The following is a 14,316-nucleotide window of genomic DNA, read 5'->3' as shown; positions in this document are numbered from 1 at the left end:
GAATCGTGTATTCTTATCTTACATCGATCCCTCTTTTTTGAATACAACCAGAACTGTCTTGAACAAAATTCTGAAGTCAAGTCCCATGCTCCACTCGCGGATATACTTCGTATCCAGCTTCACAACATCCTCGAAATCCGTGATGTTGCTTCGTCCGCTTACCTGCCACATTCCAGTCACACCCGGACGCATTGCCAGACGTGCACGGTGATGGAGATCATACTTGTCCCACTCATCAACTGTCGGCGGACGTGTTCCAACCAGACTCATATCGCCCTTCAGGACATTGAAGAACTGCGGGAATTCATCGAGGCTCCAGTCACGGATGTAGTTGCCGACACCCTTCTTGATCGTTCCATCCGGAAGTTTCTTTGTTCCGATGATACGCGGATCCCAGTCCAGCTTAAACATAAAGCCATCCTTGACACGGTTCTGTGCCATCAGCTCTTTCTTACGCTCCTCCGCATCCATATACATGCTGCGGAACTTGTACATCTTGAACTTCTTTCCGTTCTTTCCCACGCGAACCTGTGAAAAGAATACCGGTCCCGGTGACTCTCTCTTGATTGCCGGAGCAAGGAACAGATAGAGAATTCCTGTAATCAGACATCCGACAAGACCGCCCGCGATATCCATCGCACGCTTCAAGAATGCCTGCATCGGAGTTGCACAGTTGATACTGGTCGTCAGCACGGTGTAAATACCAAAACGCTCCACAAACTGCATGCGATCTGAGAAATCTTCCGATTTCGCAAGTCTGAGATGAACGACAATTCCCATCTCCGTGAACTGATCCATCAGCTTCTGCGGACGCGGCTGTCCATCCGGAATGTTTAAGAATACCTCATCCACCCACTCCCGACAGGCATACTCTGCCACAGTGTCCTTGTTCGCCACAACCGGAATATCTCCGTCAAGCACCTCTCCTGTGCGGTCCCGGTCAAGAATCACCACGCCCGCAATCTTAAATCCATCGTAATTGTGATTCCGAATATTTGTAATCACCTGATCGACGATGCTGTCGACCGTCACAATGATCAGAGAGCGCTTTGTTGAATCCGCCATATAGGCAAGAACAATTTTCTTCCACAGAATTCTCGTCACAAAGCTGAGTACTGCATAGATGATGGTGATCATCAGCAATACCGACCGGGAATAGATGGAACTCTCCTTCGTAGCAAACAGATAAAACGCTGTCATCAGAATCACCAGACAGACCTGTTTTATTGTCGCCGCAAACTCCGTATAATATCCTCGCTTCAGAACATTCTTCATTGTCAGGAAAAATGCCATCACGCACACATCAATGAGCAGCATGACAAGATTCGTTGTCAAATACACGCTATCACCATATGCCGTGATTCCTCCATGTCTGATCGCATATGCAATCAGATAGGCAATCTGAAGACAGCAAAGATCCAGCATTGCAAAATCAAGATGCTTGAGCCATCCCTGCGTCTTTCTCTTGTACATATTTTTACTCTCCCCACGCCATTTTTACCGCACAGCTGATCAAATTCTTCCTGCCATTTCTGCAAAGGAATTTCTCAGTCATGCCTATTTGTATTATTCTCTTATACCATATCTTAGATCATCTTGTTAAAAAAGCTTCGCCCTCACCAGCAGATGACACGTCACCGGCACGTCCGGGATCTCCCACACAAAAAATGGGAAAGAACCTTGCAGGGTTCATTCCCATCTCTGCCATCATTTCTCAGGCAGCAAGGTTTTATCTTGTTTGGCATCTTCTATTTGAAGTACCGTTTTATCTGTCTCCAGTCAATCCCTTATCTGCCTTCTTTTCCGTCATCTGACTGGCCGTCACGCGTTTCTCCGTACTTCGAATCATATTTGCCATAACGACCATATTTTCCGTACTTGCCATAGTACTTTCCATGCGGATCCTCATCCGGACGTACCCGGTTGAGCACAACTCCGAGAATTCTGCATCCGCTCTTATCGAGCTGATCTTTTACTTTCTGCTCCAGATGATAGCTGATGCTTCCGCTCTCAATTACCATGACTGCTCCGTCACACTTTGTCGCAACAATCGCACCGTCAATGACTGCTCCCATCGGCGGGGTGTCAATAATCACGTAATCATACTGTTCTGCCGCATAGTCGATCAGCTGTCCAAAAAGATCTTCTTCCAGAAGCTCTGCCGGATTCGGTGAATACGGTCCAACTAAAACGATGTCAAAATTTTCCACATCTGTATGGCTAATGACCTCCTCCAGCTTTTTCTGTCCGCTCAGGTACTGAGACAGGCCGCCTGCTTCTTTCTTTACACTGTAACGGCTTGCGAGAACAGATCTACGGATATCCGCATCAACCAGAAGCACTCTCTTTCCAATCTGGGCGAGAGACTGTGAGGTCACCACTGCGATCTGGCTCTTTCCCTCATCCGGAAGAGCACTCGTGAACATAATCTTTCTCACGTTGCTTCCGCAGAACTGAATGTTGGTACGAAGTGTCTTAACGGCCTCGCGATACGCATAGCTGCTCTCACTTGCAAGCTGATTTGCCAGCTCTATGATCTGTCCGCTCATGACTTCTTTCCTCCATTCTTCTTGTTCTCAGACTTTCCGTAATATCCATACTTCTTTCCGTTTCCTGCATCTTCCCAGTCCGGAATAGATGCCAGAACCGTCAGTCCCAGATACTTCTCTACATCGTCCTCCGTGCGAATGGTATCATTCATCAGAACAGTCAGCACAATCACTCCGCATGCCACTACAATTCCTGCCATTGCTCCAAGCATTGCATTCTTCTTGTTGTTCGGGCTGGTCGGAGACTCAGCGATGGTTCCTTTCTCAATGATTTTCGGCGGAACCATTTCCATGATATCACCGATATATTCGGAAGATGTCGATGCAATCGAATCTGCCAGCTGCTTTGCCATTACCGGATCCGGGTCTGTCACCGTCACCGTCAGGATACGGGTATCCGTCGGGTTATCTGTGCTGATCTTTCCTTTCAGCTGCTCATATGTCAGATCCAGGTGATTCTCAGAAATCACGCTGGTGAGCAGCGGACGGCTGCTCAAGATGACCTTATAGTCCGCAGTCAACTGACTTCCGATCTGAAGATCTGCCAGTGAAGTCAGTGTCGTCTCCTTCGACAGGATGTACATCATCGCGGTGGAAGTATACTGAGGAGTCAGCACCAGTTTGCTGTAAACACCAGCGATACCGCCACAGACAACTGCAGCCAGAATAATCGCCCAGAGCTTTTTCTTCATTGCAAGAAGAAGTTCGAGCAAGTCAATCTCTACCTCATCATTGTCGTTGTTCATCTGATTCTGGTTTTCCATTTTCTTCATCCCTGTTTTTGTATTTCCCCTATAGGTTCATTTCTCAATACTTTTACTGCATTGTTTCGCAGTAATCTCCGAAGTGTCTCCTCATCCACATGATTCTGAAGCCACTTGAGTGCCTCCCGAATCCTCGGCTCTCTCCAGTCAATCCGGTGCATATCCGTTCCCATCAGATGAATATAGCCTTTTTTGATCTGGTTTCGACACCAACGTGTCTCCGCCTGAAAAACACTTCCATTCAGACTGTCATAATTCATCTGAAGCAGACATCCGCTTCCTCTCAAATCCTGAAGATTCCGTTCTTCTCTCAGACAGCGGTACCTCTCCATATGGGCCACAACCGGCACATATCCGGCAGCTGTCAGCTGGCGGATTCCGCGGTACAGATTCTGATACGGAACAGAAGGATCAAATTCCACAAGAACATAGCGGCTTCCATTCAAAGGCAGAGCGCGCCCCTTTTCCAGATCGTTCAGAAGTTCTTCTTTATAATAAGTCTCCTGTCCGAGATAAAGCTGAAAATCCGGCATTCTCTGCTGAACCCGCTGTCTCAGTTCCTGAATCAGTTCCTGATATCCTGTGATTCCACGTCGATGAGAATAGTGTGGAGTTGCAATCACTGCACCGATGCCCTCGGATGCAGCCATCTCCAACATCTTTAAAGACTCCTCCATAGATCCAGAACCGTCATCCACTCCCGGAAGAATATGTGCATGAACATCTACGATAACAGGCAGTCTATTCACGCCTTTTCCTCCTCTCCTTCATGATATGATCACGTTCTGAAAAGAATCTCGAAATATGGCTGTTTTTGCCACATCCCTAAGATAGCATGAAACATCTTAAAATTCAAGTTCTTTTCAGCATTTCCATTTTCTGCCTTGTTTTTCCTCAAAAACACGCTCTGTTACCGCCATTTTTCCGAAAACGAAACCGGCTTTCCCACAGAGCGTGTTGAAAAGTTCTTATTTTATTTCGGTCTGAACTGGCTGTATGATTTTCCGGGAATCATTCCTCCGCGGTAAGATGAGAGTTCACTCACCGTCACAAGCTGGAATCCCCGGTTTACAAGCTCCGGAATGACCACCTCACTGGCATCTGCTGTCGCACTGTAAAGGTCATGCATCAGAATGATGTCGCCATCCTTCACATTGTCGAGAATCGTCTGGATCGTGCTCTGCGCATTTCTCGTCTTCCAGTCGAGGGTGTCCACACTCCAGAGAATTGCCGGCATCGAGATTGCTCCGACTGCCGCCATTCCGGCATCACTCTTGGCTCCTCCGACCGGACGCATTAACACCGGCGTGATTCCGCACGCATCGGAAATCAGGTGATTGTTCTGCTCAAGCTGAGCCGTCAGTCCTGCCTGATCCTCCTTCGTCATTGCGACATGGTCATAAGTATGGTTTCCAACCTCACATCCCTGCGCAACCATCTGCTTGACGACATCCATGTTCTTGGCAACCTGACGGCCTACCATAAAGAAGGTGGCACGTCCGCCGCACTCCTTCAGCTTTGCAAGAATCCGGGCTGTGGACTCAGAAGAAGGACCGTCATCATACGTCAGTGCAATCATCGGCTTTGTGGGATCAATGTTGCCGGCATAGGAATTGCCGTCTGCAAGCTTCTTTGCCACAGAGATCCGGATTCCCTGAACCGGAAGACCAACTCCATATGCGCCTGCCTCTTCTCCGTTTTTCATCCAGTCTGTCCACTGGTTATCCTGAAGAACACTGTAAAGGATGTCATACTGCTCTGCAAGCTGTCCAGTCAGTTTCATCGAGATCGCCTCGAGCGGTTCATTTCCATCCGCTTTTCCGGACTCATTGCCGTCCTCCACCCAGTCCAGCCATCCGGTTCCGCTCAGATTCGCGCGGTAAGCCACAGTTCCCGTCATTCCATACGGCTGGCCGTTCAAAGTTGCCCGAAATGCTGTCACATATTTATCCGACGGTGTCATACAGTAGGAATTGTCCGCAAAGAAACGGCTCCAGCCAATGTTATTGACAGACACGCCGTAAATCGCACTGACTCCGTCTGCACTCTCCGAAGTCTGGCCGTCCGCACCCTCTGCTCCGCTCTGGGCAGCCTGTGCTTCTGTATCTCCGGCAGCATCCACACCCACATTCACGGAATCTGCATCAGATTCGCTGGCATTTTCCTCACTCACAACAGTCACCTGATCAGAATCTGCCTTTTTTCCAAAGTGTCCGGCTACTGCCGCCACTACGGAACCGATCGCCACACAGAAAAGCAGCACTGCTGCAACCAGCATGGCACGAACTCGTCTTGCACGGCGGATTCTCTGTCTTCTCAGGCGCTCTCTTCTCGCCTGAATCTGGCGTCTCTCCTGCTCGCTGAACTCGCCGTCTCTCCTCTTCTCACTCATCTGTTTCTCCCAAAGAATCGAATCAATCTCATCGTTCTGTCTCTCCTTGATGTCAAATCGCTTCTTGTTCTCATGCAAAAGTCCCCGGCACTGTATCCAAAAAGGCAGTACCGGGGACCTGTATTATTTCTATATGAAATTACGTTTCAACGCCTGAACATGAACACGGACTTACTCCTCCGGAGTGTTGTCCTCATCGTCATCGAAATCATCGCTGTCATCGTTGTCGTTGATGTCGAGAACCTCTACTGCCTCAGAATCATGATCCTCTGCTGCAGTGTCCGGGGTATCGTCATCCTCGTCCATCATGATCTCGTCCTCCATCTCAAGCTCAGTATCCAGCTTGACATCGCGGTACTGCTTCATTCCGGTACCAGCCGGGATCAGCTTACCGATGATAACGTTCTCCTTCAGACCAATCAGGTGATCCACCTTTCCGTTGATTGCAGCCTCAGTCAGAACCTTAGTGGTCTCCTGGAAGGATGCAGCAGACAGGAAGGAATCGGTTGCAAGAGATGCCTTCGTGATACCAAGCATAACCTGCTTGCCCTCTGCCGGCTTCTTGCCCTCCTCGATCAGCTTCTCGTTCATCTCGTTGAAGTCCAGAACATCCATGGATACGCCCGGCAGTACATCGCTGTCGCCGCTCTCCTCAATTCTGATCTTCTTCAGCATCTGACGAACGATCATCTCGATATGCTTATCGTTGATTTCTACACCCTGAAGACGGTATACACGCTGTACTTCCTGGATCATGTAATCCTGTACGGCACGAACACCCTTGATCTTCAGAATATCATGCGGGTTTACGCTACCTTCGGTCAGCTCGTCACCAGCCTCGATTACCTGCTCATCCTGAACCTTGATTCTGGATCCGTAAGGAATCAGATAGGTCTTGGCATTGCCGGTCTCGGTATCGGTTACAACGATCTCGCGCTTCTTCTTCGTATCTTTCAGGGTAACAACACCGCCGAACTCGGAGATGATTGCAAGACCCTTCGGCTTACGAGCCTCGAAAAGCTCCTCGACACGAGGAAGACCCTGTGTGATATCTCCACCTGCTACACCGCCGGTATGGAAGGTACGCATCGTCAGCTGAGTACCCGGCTCACCGATGGACTGTGCTGCGATGATACCGACAGCCTCACCAACCTGTACCGGCTGGCCGGTTGCCATGTTCGCACCGTAACACTTTGCGCAGACACCGACATGGGATTTACAGGTCAGGACGGTACGGATCTTCACAGAGTCACGACCCTGCTTGTTCAGAACCTTCATAACTGCTGCTGCACGCTTCGGTGTGCACATATGGTTTGCCTCGATCACGGTCTCACCGGAATCCGGATCCACGATGGTCTCAGCGATATAACGTCCTGTGATACGCTCCTCAAGACTCTCGATGCTCTCCTTGCCATCTGCAAATGCCTTGATCTCCATGTACGGGATTGCCTTGCCTTCGCAACAGTCAACCTCACGGACAATCAGATCCTGAGAGACATCTACCAGACGTCTGGTCAGGTAACCAGAGTCAGCGGTACGAAGAGCCGTATCGGACAGACCCTTACGAGCTCCATGTGCGGAGATGAAGTACTCCAGTACGTCAAGACCCTCACGGAAGTTGGACTTAATAGGAAGTTCGATCGTGTGACCGGTTGTATCTGCCATCAGGCCTCGCATACCAGCCAGCTGTTTGATCTGCTTATCAGATCCTCGAGCTCCGGAGTCAGCCATCATGTAGATGTTGTTGTACTTATCCAGACCGCTTAACAGGTCATGGGTCAGCTGGTCATCGGTGGTCTTCCAGGTCTCGATAACCTCTTTATAACGCTCTTCCTCAGTGATAAGACCACGGCGGAAGTTCTTGGAAATACGGTCAACCGTTGCCTGTGCATCTGCAATCAGCTGCGGCTTGGAAGCCGGCACGGTCATATCGGAAATGGATACGGTCATTGCAGCTCTTGTGGAGTACTTGTATCCGATTGCCTTGATGTCATCGAGAGTTACTGCGGTCTGGGTTGCACCATGAACGTTGATGACTTTCTCCAGGATCTGCTTTAACTGCTTCTTGCCTACGTGGAAGTCAACTTCCAGAACAAGCTCATTTCCTTCAATCGAACGATCCACGAATCCAAGATCCTGCGGAATGATCTCGTTGAAGATGAAACGGCCTACGGTGGACTCTACCACGCCGGTCTTTACGGTGCCATCCGGCATCTTGCGGCTGATGCGGACTTTTACTCTGGAATGCAGAGTCTCCACACCGTTCTCGTATGCAAGAATTGCCTCGTTGACACTCTTGAATACCTTGCCCTCGCCCTTTGCACCCGGACGCTCCTGGGTCAGATAGTAGATACCAAGGACCATATCCTGAGACGGAACGGCTACCGGACCACCATCAGACGGCTTCAGCAGGTTGTTCGGGGACAGCAGCAGGAAACGGCACTCTGCCTGTGCCTCTACGGACAGCGGCAGATGAACTGCCATCTGATCTCCATCGAAGTCTGCGTTGAATGCGGTACATACAAGCGGATGAAGCTTGATTGCCTTACCTTCTACAAGGATCGGCTCGAATGCCTGGATACCCAGACGATGCAGGGTAGGTGCACGGTTCAGCATAACCGGATGCTCTTTGATGACATCCTCGAGGACATCCCAAACTTCCGGCTGAAGGCGCTCTACCATCTTCTTTGCGCTCTTGATGTTGTGAGCGGTTCCGTTCTGAACCAACTCCTTCATAACGAACGGCTTGAACAGCTCGATTGCCATCTCCTTCGGAAGACCACACTGGAAGATCTTCAGCTCCGGTCCTACGACGATAACGGAACGTCCAGAGTAGTCAACTCGCTTACCAAGCAGGTTCTGACGGAAACGTCCCTGCTTACCTTTCAGCATATCGGAAAGGGATTTTAACGCACGGTTGCCAGGTCCGGTTACCGGACGGCCTCTTCTGCCGTTATCGATCAGGGCATCGACTGCCTCCTGAAGCATACGCTTCTCGTTGCGGACGATGATATCCGGTGCGCCAAGCTCAAGCAGGCGTGCCAGACGGTTGTTTCTGTTGATGATTCTGCGGTACAGATCATTCAGATCGGAGGTTGCGAAACGACCACCGTCAAGCTGTACCATCGGACGGATATCCGGCGGAATTACCGGAATTACAGTCATAACCATCCACTCCGGCTTGTTGCCAGAGGTGCGGAATGCCTCCACAACCTCCAGGCGCTTGATGATGCGGGCACGCTTCTGACCGCTCGAATCCTTGAGCTCTCTGCGGAGCATCTCGGACTCTTTCTCCAGATCAATTGCACGCAGGAGTTCGAGAATTGCCTCGGCACCCATTCCTACACGGAAGTTGCCGTAGCCCCACTTCTCTACTTCCTCACGGTACTCCTTCTCAGACAGAACCTGCTTATACTGCAGGCCGGTCTGCTTTGCATCCAGAACAATGTAGGATGCAAAGTACAGAACCTTCTCCAGGATTCTCGGGGAGATATCCAGGATCAGACCCATACGGCTCGGGATTCCCTTAAAGTACCAGATATGGGAAACAGGAGCAGCCAGCTGAATATGACCAATGCGCTCTCTACGCACGCTGGACTTGGTAACTTCTACGCCGCATCGGTCGCAGATAACGCCTTTGTAGCGAATCTTTTTATATTTTCCGCAGTGACACTCCCAGTCCTTCGTCGGTCCGAAGATGCGCTCGCAGAACAGACCGTCGCGCTCCGGCTTCAGGGTACGATAGTTGATGGTCTCAGGCTTCTTAACCTCTCCGTGGGACCACTCCAGGATCTTCTCCGGGGAAGCCAGACCGATCTGGATAGCGTCAAATGTCAACGGCTGATATGTTGTTTCATTTGTCTCAGGCATGAGCGATACTCCCTTCTGTTATTCTAATTCTGTGGAATCGTCAAAATCATCGCCATCTGTGTAGTCATCATGGGTATATGCGTCGTCATTCGCATCCTCGCCACCTACATTTACCAGTTCGTCGCCCTTGAACTCCTGCTTCTGGTAACCGTATTTGCCATAGGAATCCTCATCGTCCTTGTAACGATGATCTCCCTCGATGACAGAACGAAGATCGGTGTCGCCGTAATCGATGTTCTCGCCGATTTCAACTTCGCTGCCGTCCTCACGCAGCACACGTACATCCAGTCCGAGGGACTGCAGCTCTTTGAGCAGTACCTTGAAGGACTCCGGAACGCCCGGCTCAGGGATGTTCTCGCCCTTGATGATTGCCTCGTAGGTCTTGACACGTCCTACAACATCATCGGACTTCACGGTCAGGATCTCCTGCAGGGTGTAGGATGCACCATACGCCTCAAGAGCCCAAACCTCCATCTCTCCGAAACGCTGTCCACCGAACTGTGCCTTACCACCCAGAGGCTGCTGAGTAACCAGAGAGTATGGGCCAGTGGAACGCGCATGGATCTTATCGTCAACTAGGTGATGCAGTTTCAGGTAATGCATGTGTCCGATGGTTACCGGGCTGTCGAAGTACTCACCGGTACGTCCGTCACGCAGTCTTACCTTACCATCTCTTCTGAGCGGAACGCCCTTCCAGAGCTCTCTGTGCTCCAGATGAGATCCGAGATAATCCATCACTTCTGGTTTCAGGGTATCTTTATATTTCTCCTGGAAATCTTCCCAAGAGGAATTTACGTAATCATTTGCGACATCAAGGGTATCCATGATGTCAACCTCGTTTGCACCGTCAAATACCGGCGTTGCAATGTTGAAGCCGAGTGCCTTGGCAGCAAGGCTTAAGTGAATCTCCAGGACCTGTCCGATATTCATTCGAGACGGCACACCCAGAGGATTCAGTACGATATCAAGCGGACGGCCATTCGGCAGGAACGGCATATCCTCTACCGGAAGAACGCGGGAAACGACACCCTTGTTACCGTGACGTCCTGCCATCTTATCGCCGACAGAAATCTTACGCTTCTGAGCGATGTAGATGCGAACCGTCTGGTTTACGCCAGGAGCCAGCTCGTCGCCGTTCTCTCTTGTAAATACCTTTGCGTCTACGATGATACCATATGCACCGTGCGGTACTTTCAGGGAAGTATCACGAACCTCTCTTGCCTTCTCACCGAAGATTGCGCGCAGCAGGCGCTCCTCAGCAGTCAGCTCGGTCTCACCCTTCGGGGTTACCTTACCAACCAGGATATCTCCGGCGCGAACCTCTGCACCGATACGGATAATTCCGCGCTCATCCAGATCCTTCAGAGCGTCGTCGCCGACACCCGGAACATCGCGGGTGATCTCTTCCGGTCCGAGCTTGGTGTCACGGGCCTCTGCCTCGTACTCCTCGATATGAACGGAAGTATATACATCCTCCTGAACAAGACGCTCAGAAAGCAGAACGGCATCCTCGTAGTTGTAACCTTCCCAGGTCATGAATCCGATTAACGGGTTCTTACCAAGTGCGATCTCACCGTTCTTTGTGGACGGGCCATCTGCGATAACCTCGCCAACCTCAACATGATCGTTCTTGTATACGATCGGCTTCTGGTTGTAGCAGTTAGACTGGTTGCTTCTCTTGAACTTCGTCAGATGATATACATCACGGTTGCCGTTGTCATCGCGGCGGATGATGATCTCATTGGAAGCAGAGCGCTCAACCACGCCGGCATGCTTTGCGACAACGCAGACACCAGAGTCAACTGCTGCCTTTGCCTCGATACCGGTACCAACAGCCGGAGCCTCGGTGGTCAGAAGCGGAACGGCCTGACGCTGCATGTTCGATCCCATCAGAGCACGGTTTGCATCGTCGTTCTGAAGGAACGGAATCATGGAAGTTGCCACGGAGAATACCATCTTCGGGGATACATCCATCAGGTCTACGTTCTTCTTTAAGAACTCGGAAGTCTCCTCGCGGAAACGACCGGAAACGTTGTTGTTTACAAAGTAACCATTCTCATCGAGAGGGGTGTTAGCCTGTGCTACGATGAAGTTATCCTCCTCGTCAGCGGTCAGGTAAACAACCTCGTCGGTTACGCGCGGTCCGTTCGGATCGTTCTTGTCAACGATTCTGTACGGAGCCTCGATAAAGCCGTACTGGTTTACACGAGCGTAGGTTGCCAGAGAGTTGATCAGACCGATGTTCGGTCCCTCAGGAGTCTCGATCGGGCACATACGGCCGTAGTGTGTGTAGTGTACATCTCGTACCTCGAATCCGGCACGGTCTCTTGACAGACCGCCAGGTCCCAGTGCGGAGAGACGACGCTTATGGGTCAGCTCGGAAAGCGGGTTGTTCTGATCCATGAACTGAGACAGCTGGGAACTTCCGAAGAACTCCTTGACTGCTGCAGTTACCGGCTTGATGTTGATCAGAGACTGCGGTGTGATGCCGTCCATATCCTGAGTCGTCATACGCTCGCGAACGACACGCTCCATACGGGACAGACCGATGCGGTACTGGTTCTGTAAGAGCTCGCCGACTGCACGGATACGACGGTTGCCCAGATGGTCGATATCATCTGCATTGCCGATGCCGCCCTCAAGATGCAGGTTATAGTTGATGGAAGCGATGATGTCTTCCTTGGTGATGTGCTTCGGAATCAGCTCACTCATGTTGCGATGGATCAGATCCTTGAGTGCATCCTGATCATCTCCAGCTTCTTCCAGAATAGTCTTTAATACCGGGTAATATACTAATTCTGTAACACCAACTTCAGCCGGATCAAAGTCTACATATGCTGCCAGGTCTACCATCTGGTTGGACAGAACCTTGAAGTTTCTCTCGAGTCCCTCGATCATAACGAACGGAACTGCGGAGTTCTGCAGGGTCTCTGCCAGCTCCTTGTCCACGGTGGTTCCAGCCTCTGCCAGTACCTCACCTGTGGTCATATCAACAACATCCTCAGCCAGCTTCTGGCCCTTGATGCGGTTCTTGAAGTGGAGCTTCTTGTTGAATTTATATCTGCCGACTTTGGCCAGGTCATAACGGCGCGGGTCAAAGAACATGCTGTTTAACAGGCTTTCTGCACTATCAACGGATAACGGCTCGCCCGGACGGATCTTGCGGTAGAGTTCCAGCAGACCATCCTGATAGTTCTCGGAGGTATCTTTGCCGAAGCTAGCCTGCAGTTTAGGCTCATCACCGAACAGCTCAAGAATCTCTGCGTTCGTTCCGTAGCCCAGCGCACGGATCAGCACGGTCACCGGTACCTTACGGGTACGGTCCACGCGCACATAGAAGATATCATTGGAATCCGTCTCATATTCCAGCCATGCTCCACGGTTCGGGATTACCGTACAGCTGTACAGCTCCTTACCGATCTTATCATGTCCAATGCCATAATAGATGCCCGGGGAACGCACCAGCTGGCTGACGATAACACGCTCTGCACCGTTGATGACGAAAGATCCGGTGTCAGTCATAAGCGGAAGATCGCCCATGAAAATTTCGTGTTCATTGATCTCTTCTTTATCTTTATTGTAGAGTCTTACTTTCACCTTTAACGGTGCTGCGTAAGTAGCGTCGCGTTCCTTGCACTCCTCTATGGTGTACTTGACCTCATCCTTACATAAAGTAAAATCTACGAATTCCAGGCTCAGATGACCTGCAAAATCGGAGATTGGGGAGATATCTTCAAATACTTCTTTCAGGCCTTCATCGAGGAACCACTGATAGGAGTCTTTTTGAATCTCAATCAGGTTTGGCATCTCAAGAACCTCTTTCTGTCTTGAGAAGCTCATTCTAACGCTTTTCCCGGATGTGACCGGACGCATTCTGCTTTTCTCCATTGACGTTTCACCCCTGTTTTCTAATCGATATTCTAAAGCATTCTCAGGGCGCAAAAGGCCCATAATGCCACAATAGTGCACACTCCATAATATCATAGCCATGTCAAGGTGTCAAGTTTTTTATGCACAAAAATTTCAGGAAATCTTGCATTTTATTTGCAAAAATGATATACTAATGGAACAAGTCTGTCCTAATACAGAAAGAATTTACTGGAGGTAGCCCCCATGTGGTCGATTGTATTCAATGTGTTACTGGTGATTCTGGTCATCATGGCCATCGCTCTCGGTGTGCTGTATTTCTTTGGCCGGAAGATGGAAAAGAAACAGGTAGAGCAGCAGCAGATGCTCGAGGCTGCAAAGCAGACCGTATCGATGCTGATTGTTGATAAGAAGAAAATGAAAATTAAGGATGCTGTGGAAGCAGGTCTTCCGAAGCAGGTTCTCGAACAGACTCCGTCCTATATGCGCTGGGCAAAACTGCCGGTTGTAAAGGCAAAGATCGGACCGCGTATGATGACGATGATCGCAGATGAGCGGGTATTTGAGATTCTTCCGGTTAAGGTAGAGGCAAAGGTAGTCATCAGCGGAATCTATATTTCCGAGATCAAGAGCGTCCGCGGCGGCGTGCTTCCGAAACCGCAGAAGAAGAAAGGCTTCTTCGCACGTTTCAAGAAAGACAAAAACGAGAAATAATCATTTCAGGACAGAAATAAAACTCCCGACCCATTTGGCTGAGTGCCGAATCGATCGGGAGTTTTTTTGTGTTTCTTTTACATTCCTCATGTACTTTTCTTGCGCTCCTCATGCGGGTAAAGTCATGCAAACACGCTCTCGCTCCGGGTTCGACGTAACG

The 14,316-nt window shown here is 50.2% G+C and carries 8 protein-coding genes; 1 reads left to right on the top strand and 7 read right to left on the bottom strand.

Annotated features, from left to right (window positions below; translation table 11 throughout):
- Positions 1 to 18: 18 nt before the first annotated feature.
- The 7 genes from ACR0QE_RS07955 to ACR0QE_RS07925 all read right to left on the bottom strand — a co-directional run bounded on the left by ACR0QE_RS07955 (position 19) and on the right by ACR0QE_RS07925 (position 13,463).
- Complete coding sequence (locus ACR0QE_RS07955) at positions 19 to 1,473, bottom strand: sugar transferase (protein ID WP_432627837.1); 1,455 nt, start codon at positions 1,471 to 1,473, stop codon at positions 19 to 21.
- A 314-nt stretch (positions 1,474 to 1,787) separates the two neighbouring features.
- Positions 1,788 to 2,549, bottom strand: coding sequence for a CpsD/CapB family tyrosine-protein kinase (locus ACR0QE_RS07950; RefSeq protein ID WP_432627836.1), 762 nt, complete (start codon positions 2,547 to 2,549; stop codon positions 1,788 to 1,790).
- A complete protein-coding gene (locus ACR0QE_RS07945) occupies positions 2,546 to 3,313 on the bottom strand; it encodes a YveK family protein (RefSeq protein ID WP_432627835.1) in 768 nt (255 codons plus the stop codon). The genes ACR0QE_RS07950 and ACR0QE_RS07945 overlap by 4 nt, the downstream gene beginning before the upstream one ends.
- A gap of 5 nt (positions 3,314 to 3,318) precedes the next feature.
- Positions 3,319 to 4,062: a CpsB/CapC family capsule biosynthesis tyrosine phosphatase gene (locus tag ACR0QE_RS07940; RefSeq protein ID WP_432627834.1), complete on the bottom strand. Its 744-nt coding sequence runs from the start codon at positions 4,060 to 4,062 to the stop codon at positions 3,319 to 3,321.
- 224 nt (positions 4,063 to 4,286) lie between these two features.
- Positions 4,287 to 5,705, bottom strand: a complete 1,419-nt coding sequence (locus tag ACR0QE_RS07935) for a polysaccharide deacetylase family protein (protein WP_432627833.1) — start codon at positions 5,703 to 5,705, stop codon at positions 4,287 to 4,289.
- A 171-nt stretch (positions 5,706 to 5,876) separates the two neighbouring features.
- Positions 5,877 to 9,575 carry a DNA-directed RNA polymerase subunit beta' gene (gene rpoC / locus ACR0QE_RS07930; RefSeq protein WP_432627832.1) on the bottom strand — a complete coding sequence of 1,233 codons (3,699 nt, stop codon included), beginning with the start codon at positions 9,573 to 9,575 and terminating at the stop codon, positions 5,877 to 5,879.
- Between the two features lie 18 nt (positions 9,576 to 9,593).
- Positions 9,594 to 13,463, bottom strand: a complete 3,870-nt coding sequence (locus ACR0QE_RS07925) for a DNA-directed RNA polymerase subunit beta (RefSeq protein ID WP_432627831.1) — start codon at positions 13,461 to 13,463, stop codon at positions 9,594 to 9,596.
- A gap of 225 nt (positions 13,464 to 13,688) precedes the next feature.
- Between ACR0QE_RS07925 and ACR0QE_RS07920 the strand changes: the two genes are divergently transcribed.
- Positions 13,689 to 14,156, top strand: a complete 468-nt coding sequence (locus tag ACR0QE_RS07920; protein ID WP_432627830.1) for a hypothetical protein — start codon at positions 13,689 to 13,691, stop codon at positions 14,154 to 14,156.
- Positions 14,157 to 14,316 lie beyond the last annotated feature (160 nt).

The organism is Brotaphodocola sp. (assembly GCF_050873065.1).
Lineage (GTDB): Bacteria > Bacillota > Clostridia > Lachnospirales > Lachnospiraceae > Brotaphodocola.
Note: the sequence above shows the minus strand (reverse complement) of the source record. Positions and strands in the feature narration are given on the sequence as shown.

What these genes read in the sequence shown, in the direction of transcription:
- ACR0QE_RS07935 (WP_432627833.1), bottom strand. Translation starts at nt 5,705, where the DNA reads ATGAGTGAGAAGAGGAGAGACGGCGAGTTCAGCGAGCAGGAGAGACGC.
- ACR0QE_RS07950 (WP_432627836.1), bottom strand. Translation starts at nt 2,549, where the DNA reads ATGAGCGGACAGATCATAGAGCTGGCAAATCAGCTTGCAAGTGAGAGC.
- ACR0QE_RS07925 (WP_432627831.1), bottom strand. Translation starts at nt 13,463, where the DNA reads ATGGAGAAAAGCAGAATGCGTCCGGTCACATCCGGGAAAAGCGTTAGA.
- rpoC (WP_432627832.1), bottom strand. Translation starts at nt 9,575, where the DNA reads ATGCCTGAGACAAATGAAACAACATATCAGCCGTTGACATTTGACGCT.
- ACR0QE_RS07920 (WP_432627830.1), top strand. Translation starts at nt 13,689, where the DNA reads ATGTGGTCGATTGTATTCAATGTGTTACTGGTGATTCTGGTCATCATG.
- ACR0QE_RS07955 (WP_432627837.1), bottom strand. Translation starts at nt 1,473, where the DNA reads ATGTACAAGAGAAAGACGCAGGGATGGCTCAAGCATCTTGATTTTGCA.
- ACR0QE_RS07945 (WP_432627835.1), bottom strand. Translation starts at nt 3,313, where the DNA reads ATGGAAAACCAGAATCAGATGAACAACGACAATGATGAGGTAGAGATT.